Source organism: uncultured Roseobacter sp. (assembly GCF_947493125.1).
Classification (GTDB): domain Bacteria; phylum Pseudomonadota; class Alphaproteobacteria; order Rhodobacterales; family Rhodobacteraceae; genus Roseobacter.
In genome coordinates, this window is record NZ_CANLQB010000002.1 from 20,920 (window position 1) to 35,945 (window position 15,026).

Below are 15,026 nucleotides of genomic sequence, written 5' to 3' on the forward strand. Positions count from 1 at the left end.
AAGGGGCGCGCAGAAGAGAGGAGACCCATCAGATGACCCAAAGCCGCGATGCTTTCGAAGCGCGCCTGCGTCAAATCGGAGCGGAGCGCTATCACGATTTGCACCCGTTTCACGACCTTCTGCACGGCGGCGGCTGCACGCCCGATCAAGTGCGTGCCTGGGTAATCAACCGCTACTACTACCAACATACAATTCCAATGAAAGACGCGGCCTTCATGTCTCGCGTCGAGGAGCCCGCCCTGCGGCGGGCCTGGCGCTCCCGGATCGAGGATCACGACGGCACAGACAACAATGAGGGCGGCATCCGGCGCTGGTTGCGCCTGGCCGAGGCCGTGGGGCTCGACTCCGATTATGTGGCCTCGCGGCAAGGCGTCTTGCCAGCCACCCGGTTTGCCTGCGACGCCTACGTCCGCTTCGTGCGCGAAAGGACCCTGTTGGAAGCGGTCGCCTCCTCGCTGACCGAACTCTTTGCGCCCAAGATCCACGCCAACCGCATCGAGGGTTTGCTGAAAAACTACGACTTCGCCGACGACAGTTCGCTCAGCTATTTCAAGAACCGCCTCAAGGAAGCACCAAAGGACGTTGCCTTTGGCTTGGCCTGGGTGCTTGACCACGCCGATACCGCCGAGAAACAGGATGCCGCAGCAGCGGCACTGACCTTCAAGACCGATGTACTCTGGTCGCAGCTCGACGCGCTCTGGGGGGCTTATGTGGAGCCTGCACGCATCCCGCCCGGTGCCTGGCAACCGGATGAGGGCCTGCTGATGAAGAAGGCCTCCTGAGATGCTGGCGAGCGACATTCCCGCCCTGCCCCGCGGCGTGCGCCTGCACCGTGACCGTGTGCGCGGCACCTGGGTGCTCTTGGCGCCCGAGCGGGCTGTGACGCTTGATCAGATCGGCCACGCGATCCTCAGCGAAGTGGATGGTCACCGCAGCTTCGGCGAAATCACGCAGGCGCTCGCCGACCGCTACAGCGCACCGGTTGAACAAATCCGGGATGACAGCGCGAGCTTCCTGACCGCGCTGCGCAACCGCCGCTTTCTGGACGTGACCCCGTGACGGTGCCGCCGCCCATCGCCATGCTGGCAGAGCTCACGCATCGCTGCCCGCTCTCCTGCCCCTATTGTTCCAACCCGTTGGAAATGGTGCGGCAAGAAACAGAGCTTGACACGGACACCTGGACACGTGTCTTTCGCGAAGCCGCAGAGCTGGGGGTGTTGCAGCTGCATCTGTCTGGCGGCGAGCCCGCCTCACGCCGCGATCTGACCGACCTGGTAAAGGCCGCCCGCGAAGCAGGGCTCTACACCAACCTCATCACCTCCGGGATTGGGCTCACCGAACGGCGCCTGGCCGAGCTCGATGCGGCAGGCCTCGACCATGTGCAGCTCTCCCTGCAGGGCACAAACCCCGAAATGGCCGATGAGATCGGTGGCTACAAGGGTGGCTACAAGCGCAAGATGCAGGTTGCCGAGTGGATCGGCCAGATCGGCTTTCCGCTGACGTTGAACGCGGTACTGCACCGGCGCAACCTGCACCAACTCCCGCGGGCGCTGGAGATGGCCGAAGAGATGGGTGCGCGCCGGATCGAGGTCGCCACCGTACAATTCCACGGCTGGGCGCTCAAGAACCGAGACGCGTTGATGCCGACCCGCGAGCAGGCCCGCGAAGCAACGCGGATCGTGACCGAAGCACGCAAGCGCCTCAAGGGGCGGCTGGTGATCGACTACGTGCCCGCCGACTATCACGAAGACTACCCAAAGCGCTGCATGGGCGGCTGGGGGACCTCCGGCCTCAACGTGATCCCGGACGGCACCGTGCTGCCCTGCCACGCGGCTGAATCGATCCCGCATCTGAGCTTCGAGCGGGTGCAGAATCGCAGTCTCAGCGAAATCTGGTACGAAAGCGCGGCCTTTAACGCCTATCGCGGCACCGAGTGGATGGCCGAGCCCTGTCAGAGCTGCGAGCGCAAGACCATCGACTTCGGCGGCTGCCGCTGCCAGGCCATGGCGATCGTGGGGGACGCCGCTGCGACCGATCCGGTTTGCATCAAATCCCCGCACCACGGGGCCTTGCAGGCCCAGGCTGATGCCCATGCGGCACAAGAGGGCGCGTCGCTGGTCTATCGCGTCGCTCCAGGCAAGACAGCAGAACCAGCGGAATGACGCCTTCGTCCTGTGTGCCGCTCACACACCAGGTGGCCCCGCATCAACTGCCAGAAATCTGCTTTGCTTTCTCCACCAGAACCTCGGCCTGCCGAATGGAGGCATAATCAATGAGCCGCCCGTCGAGGGACACGGCGCCTTTGCCAGCTGCTTCGGCTTCGGCCATCGCTTCGAGAATGCGCTGTGCCTTGGTGATTTCCGCCTCCGAGGGGCTCATCACCTCATTGGCGAGCGCGATCTGGCTGGGGTGGATGGCCCACTTGCCCTCGCAGCCGAGAACCGCAGCACGGTAGGCGGCGGCTTTATAGCCGTCGGGGTCCTTGAAATCGCCGAAGGGTCCGTCGATGGGGCGCAATCCGTTAGCCCGGGCGGCGACGACCATGCGGGCCAGCGCGTAGTGCCACATGTCCCCCCAATGGGTGTCGCGGTTGCCGCTTTCGTCCGGGTCGGTCAGCACCGCATAATCCTCGTTCACACCGCCGATGATCGTGGTGCGGGCGCGGGTCGAGGCGGCGTAATCGGCCACGCCGAAATGCAGGCTCTCATTCCGCTTGGAGGCGCCCGCGATTTCGGTGATGTTCTGCATGCCCAGGGCGGTTTCGATGATATGCTCGAAGCCGATGCGTTTGTTGTACCCCTTGGCGTCTTCGATTTGCGTGACCATCATATCGACGGCATAGACATCCGCCGCGGTGCCGACCTTGGGGATCATGATCAGGTCGAGCCGTTCGCCCGCCTGCTCGACCACGTCGACCACGTCGCGGTACATGTAATGCGTGTCGAGCCCGTTGATCCGCACGGACATGGACTTGCTGCCCCAGTCGATCTCGTTCAGGCCCTTGATGATGTTCTTGCGGGCCTGTTCCTTTTCATCCGGCGCGACGGCGTCTTCAAGGTCGAGGAAGATCACGTCCACATCAGATTGTGCCGCTTTTTCAAACATTTGCGGCTGGCTGCCGGGGACCGCAAGCTCAGAACGGTTGAGGCGGCCGGGGGCTTGTTGCACGGGGTGGAATGACATCTCGGTGACCTTTCGCTGAGACATAAAATTGCGCCACAAAGGTCAGCGACGCAGGATAATGTCAAGCGGGAGTTCGGTCTATTTCGGTATACCGCTCATCTCGTCGCGCTCGAGGACGAGGCGCGAGGAATAGTAGAAGGCGATGGCCTGCGCGCGGTTCTTCACGCCGAGCTTTTCGTAGAGGTTCGAGAGGTGGAATTTCACCGTGTTGATGGTGACGCCCAGCTCCTTCGACAGCTCGCGATTGGTGAGGCCCTTGGAGAGCGCCTCGAGCATCCCGCGCTCCTTGCGGGAGAGCTGGTGGATCGGGTCGTTCTGCAGATCGCGCACGTCGAGGAAGGGGAAGACCATCTTGCCCGCGGCCACGTCGGCGCAGGTGTCGAGCAGGGTGGCCGCGTCGCTGGAGCGCGGGGCAAAGGCGGCGGCGCCCGCGGTCATGGACATGCGGGGCAGGTCGCCGGTGTTCTCGGCGTAGACGACGATGCGGGGCGCGTTGGCCTGGTCACGCAGCACTTCGATCAGCTTGGCGCCGCCGAGCGCGGGCAGGTTCCAGTCGATCACACCGACCTGCACAGGGACACGCATGACGGTGCCCAGGAACCCTTCGGCGGTGGCGGCGGAGGCCACAAGAGAGAATCGCGGATCCCGGTCGATGATTTCGGACAGGGCCGAGAGCACCAGCGGGTTGCTGTCGGCGAGCATGATGTCGATGGGTGGGGTGTTTTGACTAACAGATTGATTCATATTGGCTTTTTCCAACAAACTACCCGCTTGGATAGGGCAATATACGGTATACCCCGGTATTCCATCTGAAAGTATAGGAATTTTCCCACCCATTTAGCTACCCAAAAGTAGGCAAGCGGGCGTTTTCATTTCTTAAGGTCGCGTTAATTCTCTAGCATGGGTAGTTTTTGACGTCACGGTCTGTACCGGACGCACGAAGGAGGAAAGATGACCAACACCGTTCCATTCGCACAGCTCGAGATCCCCGAAACCATCGCGGCAGGCCCCGGGCCGGGTAATACCGATGCGCGTGTTCTGGCGCGCTATGCCGGGGCAGGGTTGGCCGATCACATGCACCCGGATGTGCTGCGCGGCATGGTTGAATGCAAGGAAATGCTGCGCGCGGTGATGGGCACGGAGAACACCTATACCTTCGGCGTGGCGGGCACCGGTTGGAGCGGGCTCGACATGATGTTCTCGGCGGTGATGCCGGGTGACAAGGTGGTGATGTTCGTGAACGGCACGTTTTCGGGCATCGACGGGCTGACCGTGCGCATGAAGGCGGCGACGGAGGAGGAACTGGCGGAAAACCCGCTCGATCCGCAGGCGGCCAGCGTCGTGATCATCGACGTGCCGCATGGGCAAAGCGTGACGGGCGAGATCGTTGAGGCGGCCCTGGCCGAGCACAAGCCCAAGTGGGCGGCGATGGCGCATTGGGAGACCGGGTCGGGCCGGGTGAACGACATCGAAGGGTTTAGCGCGGCCTGTGAAAAGCACGACGCAATGGGGCTGGTGGATGCGGTCTCGAGCCTCGGGGTTGGCGATTTCCGCATTGACGACTACCCGGGCATTCACGGCTGGGCGTCGTGTCCGCAGAAGGGCATTTGCTGCCTGCCACTGACATACGCGCCCGTATCTTTCACCGATACCTATATCGAGACGTTGCAGGCCACTGGCACGCGCACCTTCTGCCACCATCCGATCCTCGAGGCGCGCCACTGGGGCGTGATCGACGGCAAGGATGTGGAAAAGGGCACCTATCACCGGACCCATTCGGCCTATGCGGTGTCCGCATTCCATGAGGCGCTGCGCATCTGCCTGCAGCAGACGATTGCGCAGCGGGCGTCCGATTACACATTCCACGAAGCGGCGCTGCGCGAGGCGGTCGAGGCGATGGGCTGCGAGGTGACCTCGAACATGCCGTCGCTGGTGGTGCTGAACCTGCCGGAGGCTCTGGCGGGGCGCGAGATGGAGCTGGTGCAGCATTGCCGGGCGCAGAATTTCGGCATCTGGCCGACGCTGTCCGAGCCCGTGCAGGTGCGCATCGGGATCCTTAACCTGCTGAGCGAAGCGGCGATTTCGGACATTGTCCAGCGGTTTGGAGCCGCGCTGCGTGATCTCGGGGGTGAGGTCAATCAGGATCACATCGATACGGTCCTGCAGCGCCACTACGGGAGAGCGCTCGCGGCCGAATAAGTCACGTCATCATGGGAGGAGAGCGTCATGGATATTCACGAATATCAGGCGAAAGAGGTGTTGGCGAGTTTTGGTGTGGTGAGCCCGGACGGGGCGCTGGCCTATAGTCCGGAGCAGGCGGCTTACCGATCGCGCGAGCTGGGTGGCGAGCGCTGGGTGGTCAAGGCGCAGGTGCACGCGGGCGGGCGCGGCAAGGCTGGCGGTGTACATATCTGCGACAGCGACACGGCGATTTATGACGCCTGCGAGACGCTTTTTGGCGCGAAGCTGGTGACGCATCAGACCGGGCCCGAGGGCATGGGCGTCTACCGTGTCTATGTGGAAAAGGCGGTGCCGATTGCGCGCGAAATCTACCTGGGCTTCGTGCTGGATCGCACCTCGCAGCGGGTGATGATCGTGGCCTCGTCTGAAGGCGGCATGGAGATCGAGGATATCTCGGCTGAGAAGCCCGAGAGCATCGTGCGCGCCACGGTCGAACCTGCCGTGGGGCTGCGCGAATTTCAGTGCCGCCAGATCGCCTTCAAGCTCGGCGTTGAGGCGGGGCTGGTGCAGCAGATGGTGCGCACGCTGCAGGGCTGCTACCGCGCCTTCACTGAACTGGATGCGACCATGGTCGAGATCAACCCGCTGGTGATCACCGAAGACCACCAGGTCATCGCGCTTGATGCCAAGATGACCTTTGATGACAACGCGCTCTTTCGTCACCCGCAGATCGCCGAGCTGCGCGACAAGAGCCAGGAGGACCCGCGCGAGAGCCGGGCTGCGGATCGCGGGCTGAATTACGTCGGATTGGACGGGAACATCGGCTGCATCGTGAACGGCGCGGGGCTGGCGATGGCGACCATGGACACGATCAAGCTGGCGGGCGGCGAGCCCGCGAATTTCCTCGACATCGGGGGTGGGGCGACGCCTGACCGGGTGGCCAAGGCGTTTCGCCTCGTGCTGTCGGACAAGAAGGTGCAGGCGATCCTCGTGAATATCTTTGCCGGCATCAACCGCTGTGATTGGGTCGCCGAGGGCGTCGTGCAGGTGCTGCGCGAGATCGAGGTGGATGTGCCGGTGGTGGTACGGCTGGCGGGCACCAATGTGGAGCAGGGGCAGAAGATCCTCGCGGGCTCCGGCCTGCCGATCATCCGGGCGACGACGCTGAACCAGGCGGCAGAGCGGGCGGTGCAGGCTTGGAAGAACGATCAGGCGCAGGGCGTGAAGATGAGGGCGGCATCATGAGCATTTTGTTGGATGGCACCACCCGCGTGATCGTGCAGGGCATCACCGGCAAGATGGCGCGGTTTCACACCAAGGATATGATGTCCTACGGCACCAATGTCGTGGGCGGCGTGGTGCCGGGCAAGGGCGGTGAGACCGTCGAGGGGCTGCCGGTCTTCGACACGGTGGAGGAGGCCGTGGCGGCGACGGGGGCCGAGGCCTCGCTGGTCTTCGTGCCGCCACCCTTTGCCGCGGACGGCATCATGGAGGCGGCGGATGCGGGTATCCGGTATTGCGTCTGCATCACCGACGGCATTCCGGCGCAGGACATGATTCGGGTGAAGCGGTATATGTACCGCTATCCCAAGGAGCGGCGCATGGTGCTGACGGGGCCGAATTGCGCGGGCACCATCAGCCCGGGAAAGGCACTGCTGGGCATCATGCCGGGGCATATTTACCTCAAAGGGCACGTCGGGATTGTGGGCCGGTCGGGCACGCTGGGCTACGAGGCGGCGAGCCAGCTCAAGGAGCGCGGCATCGGGGTGTCGACCTCGGTGGGCATCGGCGGTGATCCGATCAACGGCTCGTCCTTCAAGGATATCCTGGAGCGGTTCGAGAACGACCCGGAGACCCATGTGATCGCGCTGATCGGCGAGATCGGTGGGCCGCAGGAGGCGGAGGCGGCGGAATACATCCGCGATCACGTGACCAAGCCCGTGGTGGCCTATGTGGCGGGGCTGACCGCGCCCAAGGGCCGCACCATGGGGCACGCGGGGGCGATCATCTCGGCCTTCGGCGAGAGCGCGTCCGAGAAAGTCGAGATCCTGTCGGCGGCAGGTGTGACGGTGGCGGAGAATCCGGCGGTGATCGGCGAAACAATTGCAAATGTGATGGAGGCCGCGTGATGGTCAAACCCAGCGTTCTCGTGACCCGGCGGTGGCCGGCGGCGGTCGAGCAGAAGCTCGCCAGCGACTTCAATGTTGAGCTGAACCGCAGCGACCGCCCGCTCACGCCGTCGGAGCTGCGGGAGGCCTTCCTGAAATATGACGCGGTACTGCCCACGGTGACAGATCAGATCGGGCCGGATGCGCTCGACGTGCCGAAGGCGCAGACCAAGATCCTGGCGAACTACGGCGTGGGCTACAGCCACATCGATCTGGAGAACGCCAAGCGGCACGGTATGGCGATCACGAACACGCCTGATGTGCTGTCGGACTGCACCGCAGATCTGGCGATGACGCTGATGCTGATGGTGGCGCGCCGGGCCGGGGAGGGGGAGCGGCAGCTGCGCGCCGGAGACTGGGACGGCTGGTGCCCCACGCATCTGGTCGGCACGAAGGTCTCGGGCAAGACGCTGGGCATCATCGGCTTTGGCCGCATCGGGCAGGAGGTGGCGCGGCGCGCGCATTTCGGGTTCGGCATGAAGATCGTGGTCTTCAACCGCTCGCCCGTCGCTTCTGACGTGCTGGCGCGCTTTGACGCAGTGCAGATGGACAGTGTCGATGACCTGCTGCCGCTGTGCGATTTCGTTTCGCTGCATTGCCCCGGCGGGCCCGAGACCCGCAAGCTGATCAACAGCCGCAGGCTCGATCTGATGAAGCCAGATGCGTTCCTGATCAACACATCGCGCGGCGAGGTGGTGGATGAGTTTGCCCTCGCGCAATCGCTGATGTTCGAGACCATCGGCGGGGCGGCGCTGGATGTCTTCGAGCGCGAACCCGCGATCCACCCGATGCTGGAGCAATGCACCCGCAACCTGGTGATGCTGCCGCATCTGGGCAGTGCCACGCGCGAGGCGCGGCAGGCCATGGGCTTTCGCGTGCTCGACAACCTGCATGACTTTTTCGACGGAAAACCCCCGCGCGACCGCGTGGCGTAAGAGGAGATAAGAATGAACGTAGCGCATCGCGACACCGGCTTTTTTACAACCGATCTGGCCGAGCGGGACGCCGAGCTTTTCGGCGCGATCTCGAAAGAACTGGGCCGTCAACGGGACGAGATCGAGCTCATTGCCTCCGAGAACATCGTCTCTAAGGCGGTGTTGCAGGCACAGGGCTCGGTGCTCACCAACAAATACGCCGAAGGCTACCCGGGGCGGCGCTACTACGGCGGTTGCCAATATGTGGATGTGGCTGAAAACCTCGCCATTGAGCGGGCCTGCAAGCTCTTTGGCTGCGCGTTTGCCAACGTGCAGCCCAACTCGGGCAGCCAGGCCAACCAGGGGGTGTTTCAGGCGCTGCTGACGCCGGGCGACACCATCCTGGGCATGAGCCTCGACGCGGGCGGGCACCTGACCCACGGCGCGCGGCCCAACCAGTCGGGCAAGTGGTTCAACGCGGTGCATTACGGCGTGAAAGCGGACACGCTGGACGTGCACTACGACCAGATTGAGGCGCTGGCGCTGGAGCACAAGCCGAAAATGATCATCGCCGGAGGCTCGGCCATTCCCCGGCAGCTTGATTTCGCCCGCTTCCGCGAGATTGCAGATAAGGTCGGGGCCTATCTGCTGGCCGATGTGGCGCATTTTGCGGGGCTCATTGCGGCGGGTGTCTACCCGTCCCCCTTCCCGCATGTGGACGTTGCCACGACCACCACGCACAAGACCCTGCGCGGGCCCCGCGGCGGGCTGATCCTGACCAATGACGAAGGGATGGCGAAGAAGTTCAACTCGGCGATTTTCCCCGGCATTCAGGGCGGGCCGCTGATGCACGTGATCGCAGCCAAGGCCGTGGCCTTTGGGGAGGCGCTCATGCCGTCGTTCAAGGATTACCAGAGCCAGGTCATCAAGAACGCGCAGGCCCTGGCCGCGCGGCTGCAAAAGGGCGGGCTCGAGGTGGTCACCGGAGGCACCGATACGCACCTGATGCTGGTGGACCTGCGGCCCAAGGGCGTGAAAGGCAACGCGGCAGAAACCGCCCTGGGCCGCGCGCATATCACCTGCAACAAGAACGGCATCCCCTTCGACACCGAGAAACCGACGATCACCTCGGGGCTGCGCCTTGGCTCGCCGGCGGGAACGACGCGCGGGTTCACCGAGGTGGAGTTCGACCAGATCGGCGGCTGGATCGTCGATGTGGTGGACGGGCTGCAGGCCAATGGCGAGGACGGCAACGCCGAGGTCGAAGCGCGGGTGAAGGCAGACGTCCTGACCCTCTGTGCGGAGTTCCCGATCTACTGATCGTCCCATGGGCGACCGTCAAGAAGCCCTCAGCCCACATGTGGCTGTGGGCTGTCTCTGCGTCGCGCCGATGAGATCATCGGTGCTGACTGACAGCTGCGCTCCGGTGAGTGCAGGCAGCATTCATCGCGAGGCTGGCGCGGCGCATCATCCGCCACATCACGACGGGTCTCCGACCTAGCCCCCGGCGGCCCCGGGTCGCGGCGATTCAGGCAAGCCAAATGCCCGCAGCTCCACGCCTCTCTCCAGAGGCTGACCCTTCATGCAGAAATTGGCAACGTCATCGGTCCCGGCGTGATGGCGTGGTCAAAATCTTTCCAAGGGGCGAACAACTCCGCCCGGTAACGCAGGACAACCGGCAAACGCCAATGCCTTGCAAAGAAACCAAATTCGGATATCGTCGAAGAAAAAACGGATTGCCAGGCGCCAGACATCCGCGCCGTGTTACGAATTTATTAATGGGCAAATGACGCCCGACAACAACACGTGGAGGAGACAGAATGTTCAATCTCAAGAGGGCCATTGCCCCTTCGGCACTGGCGTTTGCCATGATGGCCGGTGCCGCCGTTGGTGCCCCGAATGAAGTATCGGGGCCCGGATTCGACCCAGAGTGTTTTGCACCTTGGACCGATGACATTGGCTACTTCCAGTGGGACAAGCGCGAAGGGCCGCACAAGATCGCCATCGTCAACGGCTTCGTCGGCAACACCTGGCGGATCCAGATGATCCAGACCGCAAAGGCCTATGCGGCACAGCCCGACATCGCCGCCCAGATTGAAGACTTCAAGGTCGTCTCCACCGGGACGGACGTGGCCGCGCAGCTGGGCGCCATCGAAGATTTCATCAATCAGGGATATGACGCCATCGTGACCATTGCCGTCTCGCCCGAAGGGTTTGACCGCGTGATCCGGCTTGCCGACCGCAACGATGTGGTGCTGGTGCCCTTCGACAACGTGCTCGACACCGACAAGGTGATGCAGGTCAACAAGGACCAGCTCGAGATGGGCCGCATGTATGGCCGCTGGCTGCTGGAGCAGTTCGGCGACAAGACCGAAGGCAAGATCCTCGAGGTCCGTGGCCTGCCGGGCAACTCGGTGGACCGTGACCGCAACATCGGCTTCCACGAGGTCATGGAGGCCTCGGGCGGCAACTGGGACATCGTCGAAGTCGTCGGCAACTGGGACGACGGCACCGCGCAGAAGGTCACGGCGGACGCCATTGCCGTGCACAGCGAATTCGATGGTGTCGTCGTTCAGGGTGGCACCACCGGTGCGGTGCGCGCGATGCTGGACGCGGGTCACCCGATGGTGCCTCTGGCCGGCGAGGCAGAGAACGGCTTCCGCAAGATCCTGGCAGAGCAGGCCGACAACGGGTTGAAGGCCATTTCCATCGGTCAATCGCCGGGTATGGTCTCGGTTGCGATGAAGGCCGCACTGGCCGCGCTCGACGGTCAGGTGATGCCACAGCTCATCTCCATCCCGATCCCGGCAACACGCTATGACGAGTTGGAAGCGGGCAAGAACTATTGGCCTGACCTGACGGACAACTTCTTTACCGTGAACGAGTTCCCTGCCTGCGGTGTGAACATCACGGCGCGGGAGATTATGACCAACGACGCGGAAAACCTCGAATAACACTTCGCAAAACGACGCCGGGCCACTGGTCCGGCGTCGCCGATTTATCCTTTTGAGTGTTTCGGGACTTCCATGTCGACATCCCCACGCGAGCCTGCGCAAGCGCACGTCCAGTTGACCGGCGTCACCAAACGCTACGGCGGGGTGACGGCGCTGGATAGCGTTGATTTCTCTTGCGAACTCGGTTCTGTCCATGCGGTCCTTGGCGAGAACGGCGCGGGAAAATCCACGCTGATCAAGATCATGTCGGGTGTGGTGCAGCCTGACGAGGGCGAGCTCCGTCTGAACGGCACGCCCACGAGCTTCTCACACCCCGCGGCGGCGAACGCGCAGGGGATTGTTTGTATCTTTCAAGAACTCTCGCTGTTGCCGGATCTGTCGGTCGCGGACAATATTTCCATCGCCGACCCGCCACGCCGGTTTGGCCTGATCAACGGCAAAGCCCAACGCAGGCGGGCTGAAGAGCTACTGGCGCGCATCGGTTGTGAAGACGTCAACCCGATGTCCCGGGTGCGCGATCTGCCCCTGTCGCGCCGCCAGATGGTCGAAATCGCAAAGGCCCTGGCGAAGGACCCGAGCGTTCTGATCCTGGATGAAGCCACCTCCGCCCTGACCGCTGCCGATGTGGACACCGTCTTTGAAATTCTGCGGCGGCTGCGGGAAGACGGGATTTCGATCCTGACGATTTCCCACCGGATGCACGAGATCGAAGCCATTGCCGACAAATGCTCCGTCTTTCGCAACGGGCGGCACATCGAGACCTTCCAGCAGGGCGCGCGCTCCGAGGGCGAGATCGTGCAGATGATGATCGGTCGGGAAATCACCGCGCATTTCCCGCCCAAGCCCCCACCGCCCGATGCGGCCAAGCCGATGCTGCAGCTTCAAAACTACTCCTGGGAGGACAAGCTGACATCCATCGACCTGACCGTGGGCGCCGGTGAAATCGTGGGCCTTGGCGGGCTCGACGGACAAGGGCAGAAAGAACTCTTGCTGGGCCTTTTCGGCGTGCTCAAGGGCACCAGCGGAACGGTCACGGTGCAGGGCAAAGACGTCACCATTCAGTCCCCGCAAGACGCCAAGAAGGCGGGCGTCGACCTCGCCCTCATTCCCGAAGACCGCAAGACCGAAGGGCTGATGCTGCCGATGTCGATTGCCGACAACCTGACCATCGCGTCGCTGAAACGGCTGTCGCGCGGTCTGTTTGTCGATACCGAAGCACTGTCGGCGGCGGTCGAGGATGGCATCCAGCGTATGCAGATCAAGGTCGGCTCAAGCGCCGATCCCGTCTCGACGCTCTCGGGCGGCAACCAGCAGAAGGTGGTCATCGCGAAATGGCTGATGACAGACCCAAAGATCATCCTGCTGAACGACCCCACGCGCGGCATCGACGTGGGCACCAAGCAGGAGATCTACCGCCTGCTGCGCAGCCTCGCGGAAACCGGCGCGTCGGTGATCTACTATTCAACGGATTACGAAGAGCTGATCGGCTGCTGCGACCGTGTTGCCGTGATGTACGACGGCGAAATCGTGCGCGAACTGCAAGGCGATGAGATCAACGAGCGCAACATCATCGCATCCGCGCTCAAAATGGATGAGGCTGCCGAATGAATGACCTTCGCATACGGCTGTCCCAGAATGCAGCGTTGCTGACCGCGGTCGTGATCTTCATCCTGTTCTATGTGTTCTACAACATGAACCACCCGCGCGGCTTTTCGGTCGCCGTGCTGATCCAGAACTCCAACGAGGTCTTCACCCTCGCCATGGTGGCCATGGCGCAGACGGTGCCGGTGCTGATGGGGGGCCTCGATCTGTCGGTGGGGGCGATCATGACGCTGGTCAATACCATCGCCAGCCATCTGCTGAACGGCAGCCCGGCGCAGATGGCCTTCGGAATGGCCGTTAGCCTGGCGGCGGGGGCGGCCTGTGGGTTCGTGAACGGCTGCGTTGTCGTCTATGGCCGGATCCAGCCAATCATCGCCACACTGGCCACGGGGGCGATTTTCCTCGGCCTTGCCCTCTTCCTGCGCCCCTCGCCGGGCGGCAATGTGGATGATGATCTGTCCTGGGCGGCGACCAATGATCTTTACGAGATCGCAGCCACCTACGGCTACGCGCAGGGCGGTGATGCCGCATGGTTCCAACCCATTGCGTGGATCCCGGTGCCCTTGGTGCTGCTGTTGCTGGTGGTGGTGCTCGTCTGGGTGCCTTTTTCCCGGTCGGTGACCGGACGCACCGTCTATGCCGTAGGCTCAGGCGAAGGCGCGGCCTATATGTCCGGCCTGCCGATTGACCGCGCCAAAATCGCGGCCTTCACGCTGGGGGGCTTTTTTGCCGGGATCGGTGGGCTCTACCTGACGCTGCAAACCTCCTCCGGCAACGCCGATATCCCCCAGGCCGGGGCCTATACGCTCAACTCCATCGCGGCGGTGGTGATTGGCGGCACCTCGCTTCTTGGTGGCGTGGGCACCGCCATCGGGTCGATCTTCGGCGCCCTGATCCTGCGCACCATCTCATTCAACTTCCGGATTTTCGAAATTGATCCGCTGATGCAACCGCTCTTTGAGGGCGTCGTTCTGCTCGCCGCCGTCAGCCTGGGCGCGTTCCGGGTCCTGCGGGTCAAGAACACCCTGGAGCTCTTCCGATGACGTCCATGCCACAAGGTCCCGCGCCCTCGCGCTTCAGGCTTGGCGAGGATGACAAGCCCATTGTCATGTCCGCCGCCTTCATCCTCGTGATCCTCGCGGTCGGCACGGTCTACACGCTCTATACCCAGGGCACAGCGACCCTTCTGTCGCCGGAATATCTGCTGCAGCAGCTGCAGGTCGGTGCCTTTCTCGGCATCGTGGCCGCCGGTATGATGCTGGTGATCCTGCTGGGCCATATCGACCTCTCCATCCCCTGGACCATCGCCGCCGGAGCCATGATGGCGACGACCGTGGGCGGGCCCATGGCAATCCCCGTTGGGCTTGGGGTCGGGCTCTTGGTGGGGCTGGTGAACGGGCTTGGGGTCGCATACCTGCGGATCCCGTCGATGATCTTCACGCTGGGGGTCAATGCGGTGATGCGGGGCCTGATGGTGGCGCATACGGGGGGGTTTGCGCCGCAAACGGCGGCCACCGATCTCATGCAATATCTCGCGGTGGGCAAGATCCTCGGCATTCCCGTGGCCCTGATGGTCTGGGCCGTGGTGTCCATTGCCGTGATGCTGCTGCTCCAGCGCACAGCCGTCGGCAAGAGCATATATGCCATCGGCAACAAGGAAGCCGCCGCCTATCTCGCCGGGGTGCCCACGCGCTGGGTGATCGTCGCCGCCTTCTGCCTCTGCGGTATGCTGGCCGGCCTCTCCGGCACACTGCTCGCGGGCTATTCCACCAAGGCCTATCAGGGCATGGGCGATGCGTACCTGCTGCCCGCCATTGCCGCCGTGGTGATCGGCGGCACCCATATTCTCGGCGGGCGCGGGCGGTATCTCGGCACGCTCATCGGCGTGATCCTGATCGTCCTGCTCAACTCGGTCCTGTCGATCATGCAAATGCCGGAATCCGGACGCCAGGTGATTTACGGCAGCGTCATCATCTTCATGCTGCTGGTCTACGGGCGCGGACAGAAGGTCACAAGTTAGGGAA

Annotated in this window: 14 protein-coding genes; 12 read left to right on the top strand and 2 right to left on the bottom strand. The window is 63.3% G+C overall.

Annotated features, from left to right (window positions below):
- The first annotated feature begins 32 nt into the window (after positions 1 to 32).
- From pqqC to pqqE, 3 genes are read left to right on the top strand one after another with little or no spacing between them, the layout of a single operon-like run.
- A complete protein-coding gene (pqqC, locus tag Q1A71_RS03940) occupies positions 33 to 782 on the top strand; it encodes a pyrroloquinoline-quinone synthase PqqC (RefSeq protein WP_299672030.1) in 750 nt (249 codons plus the stop codon).
- A 1-nt stretch (position 783) separates the two neighbouring features.
- Positions 784 to 1,059: a pyrroloquinoline quinone biosynthesis peptide chaperone PqqD gene (gene pqqD, locus Q1A71_RS03945; RefSeq protein ID WP_299672032.1), complete on the top strand. Its 276-nt coding sequence runs from the start codon at positions 784 to 786 to the stop codon at positions 1,057 to 1,059.
- Complete coding sequence (gene pqqE, locus Q1A71_RS03950; protein WP_299672034.1) at positions 1,056 to 2,162, top strand: pyrroloquinoline quinone biosynthesis protein PqqE; 1,107 nt, start codon at positions 1,056 to 1,058, stop codon at positions 2,160 to 2,162. The genes pqqD and pqqE overlap by 4 nt, the downstream gene beginning before the upstream one ends.
- A 43-nt stretch (positions 2,163 to 2,205) precedes the next feature.
- Here pqqE and Q1A71_RS03955 read toward each other — a convergent pair whose 3' ends face one another.
- Both Q1A71_RS03955 and Q1A71_RS03960 read right to left on the bottom strand, forming a co-directional pair.
- Positions 2,206 to 3,183 (bottom strand): CoA ester lyase, encoded by a 978-nt coding sequence (locus Q1A71_RS03955; protein ID WP_299672036.1) that lies wholly within the window; start codon positions 3,181 to 3,183, stop codon positions 2,206 to 2,208.
- A gap of 78 nt (positions 3,184 to 3,261) precedes the next feature.
- Positions 3,262 to 3,927, bottom strand: a complete 666-nt coding sequence (locus Q1A71_RS03960) for a response regulator transcription factor (RefSeq protein WP_299672039.1) — start codon at positions 3,925 to 3,927, stop codon at positions 3,262 to 3,264.
- 207 nt (positions 3,928 to 4,134) lie between these two features.
- On the opposite strand from Q1A71_RS03960, the gene Q1A71_RS03965 reads away from it, so the two are divergent.
- The 9 genes from Q1A71_RS03965 (at position 4,135) to Q1A71_RS04005 (ending at position 15,022) form a co-directional block, all read left to right on the top strand.
- Positions 4,135 to 5,382: an aminotransferase class V-fold PLP-dependent enzyme gene (locus tag Q1A71_RS03965; protein WP_299672041.1), complete on the top strand. Its 1,248-nt coding sequence runs from the start codon at positions 4,135 to 4,137 to the stop codon at positions 5,380 to 5,382.
- A 27-nt stretch (positions 5,383 to 5,409) separates the two neighbouring features.
- On the top strand, positions 5,410 to 6,609 hold the full coding sequence (locus tag Q1A71_RS03970) for a malate--CoA ligase subunit beta (protein ID WP_299672043.1): 1,200 nt from the start codon (positions 5,410 to 5,412) through the stop codon (positions 6,607 to 6,609).
- Complete coding sequence (gene sucD, locus Q1A71_RS03975; protein ID WP_299672045.1) at positions 6,606 to 7,493, top strand: succinate--CoA ligase subunit alpha; 888 nt, start codon at positions 6,606 to 6,608, stop codon at positions 7,491 to 7,493. Before Q1A71_RS03970 ends, sucD begins: the two co-directional genes overlap by 4 nt.
- Positions 7,493 to 8,467, top strand: a complete 975-nt coding sequence (locus Q1A71_RS03980; RefSeq protein WP_299672047.1) for a D-glycerate dehydrogenase — start codon at positions 7,493 to 7,495, stop codon at positions 8,465 to 8,467. Before sucD ends, Q1A71_RS03980 begins: the two co-directional genes overlap by 1 nt.
- A 12-nt stretch (positions 8,468 to 8,479) precedes the next feature.
- Complete coding sequence (glyA, locus tag Q1A71_RS03985; protein WP_299672049.1) at positions 8,480 to 9,766, top strand: serine hydroxymethyltransferase; 1,287 nt, start codon at positions 8,480 to 8,482, stop codon at positions 9,764 to 9,766.
- A gap of 500 nt (positions 9,767 to 10,266) precedes the next feature.
- On the top strand, positions 10,267 to 11,400 hold the full coding sequence (locus Q1A71_RS03990; protein WP_299672051.1) for a sugar ABC transporter substrate-binding protein: 1,134 nt from the start codon (positions 10,267 to 10,269) through the stop codon (positions 11,398 to 11,400).
- A 72-nt stretch (positions 11,401 to 11,472) separates the two neighbouring features.
- On the top strand, positions 11,473 to 13,008 hold the full coding sequence (locus Q1A71_RS03995) for a sugar ABC transporter ATP-binding protein (protein WP_299672053.1): 1,536 nt from the start codon (positions 11,473 to 11,475) through the stop codon (positions 13,006 to 13,008).
- The gene (locus Q1A71_RS04000; RefSeq protein WP_299672055.1) at positions 13,005 to 14,045 is read left to right on the top strand and encodes an ABC transporter permease; all 1,041 of its coding nucleotides are present in this window, start codon (positions 13,005 to 13,007) and stop codon (positions 14,043 to 14,045) included. Before Q1A71_RS03995 ends, Q1A71_RS04000 begins: the two co-directional genes overlap by 4 nt.
- On the top strand, positions 14,042 to 15,022 hold the full coding sequence (locus Q1A71_RS04005) for an ABC transporter permease (RefSeq protein ID WP_299672057.1): 981 nt from the start codon (positions 14,042 to 14,044) through the stop codon (positions 15,020 to 15,022). Before Q1A71_RS04000 ends, Q1A71_RS04005 begins: the two co-directional genes overlap by 4 nt.
- Positions 15,023 to 15,026 lie beyond the last annotated feature (4 nt).

What these genes read in the sequence shown, in the direction of transcription:
- pqqC (WP_299672030.1), top strand. Translation starts at nt 33, where the DNA reads ATGACCCAAAGCCGCGATGCTTTCGAAGCGCGCCTGCGTCAAATCGGA.
- pqqD (WP_299672032.1), top strand. Translation starts at nt 784, where the DNA reads ATGCTGGCGAGCGACATTCCCGCCCTGCCCCGCGGCGTGCGCCTGCAC.
- Q1A71_RS03955 (WP_299672036.1), bottom strand. Translation starts at nt 3,183, where the DNA reads ATGTCATTCCACCCCGTGCAACAAGCCCCCGGCCGCCTCAACCGTTCT.
- Q1A71_RS03960 (WP_299672039.1), bottom strand. Translation starts at nt 3,927, where the DNA reads ATGAATCAATCTGTTAGTCAAAACACCCCACCCATCGACATCATGCTC.
- Q1A71_RS03965 (WP_299672041.1), top strand. Translation starts at nt 4,135, where the DNA reads ATGACCAACACCGTTCCATTCGCACAGCTCGAGATCCCCGAAACCATC.
- Q1A71_RS03970 (WP_299672043.1), top strand. Translation starts at nt 5,410, where the DNA reads ATGGATATTCACGAATATCAGGCGAAAGAGGTGTTGGCGAGTTTTGGT.
- sucD (WP_299672045.1), top strand. Translation starts at nt 6,606, where the DNA reads ATGAGCATTTTGTTGGATGGCACCACCCGCGTGATCGTGCAGGGCATC.
- Q1A71_RS03980 (WP_299672047.1), top strand. Translation starts at nt 7,493, where the DNA reads ATGGTCAAACCCAGCGTTCTCGTGACCCGGCGGTGGCCGGCGGCGGTC.
- glyA (WP_299672049.1), top strand. Translation starts at nt 8,480, where the DNA reads ATGAACGTAGCGCATCGCGACACCGGCTTTTTTACAACCGATCTGGCC.
- Q1A71_RS03990 (WP_299672051.1), top strand. Translation starts at nt 10,267, where the DNA reads ATGTTCAATCTCAAGAGGGCCATTGCCCCTTCGGCACTGGCGTTTGCC.
- Q1A71_RS03995 (WP_299672053.1), top strand. Translation starts at nt 11,473, where the DNA reads ATGTCGACATCCCCACGCGAGCCTGCGCAAGCGCACGTCCAGTTGACC.
- Q1A71_RS04000 (WP_299672055.1), top strand. Translation starts at nt 13,005, where the DNA reads ATGAATGACCTTCGCATACGGCTGTCCCAGAATGCAGCGTTGCTGACC.
- Q1A71_RS04005 (WP_299672057.1), top strand. Translation starts at nt 14,042, where the DNA reads ATGACGTCCATGCCACAAGGTCCCGCGCCCTCGCGCTTCAGGCTTGGC.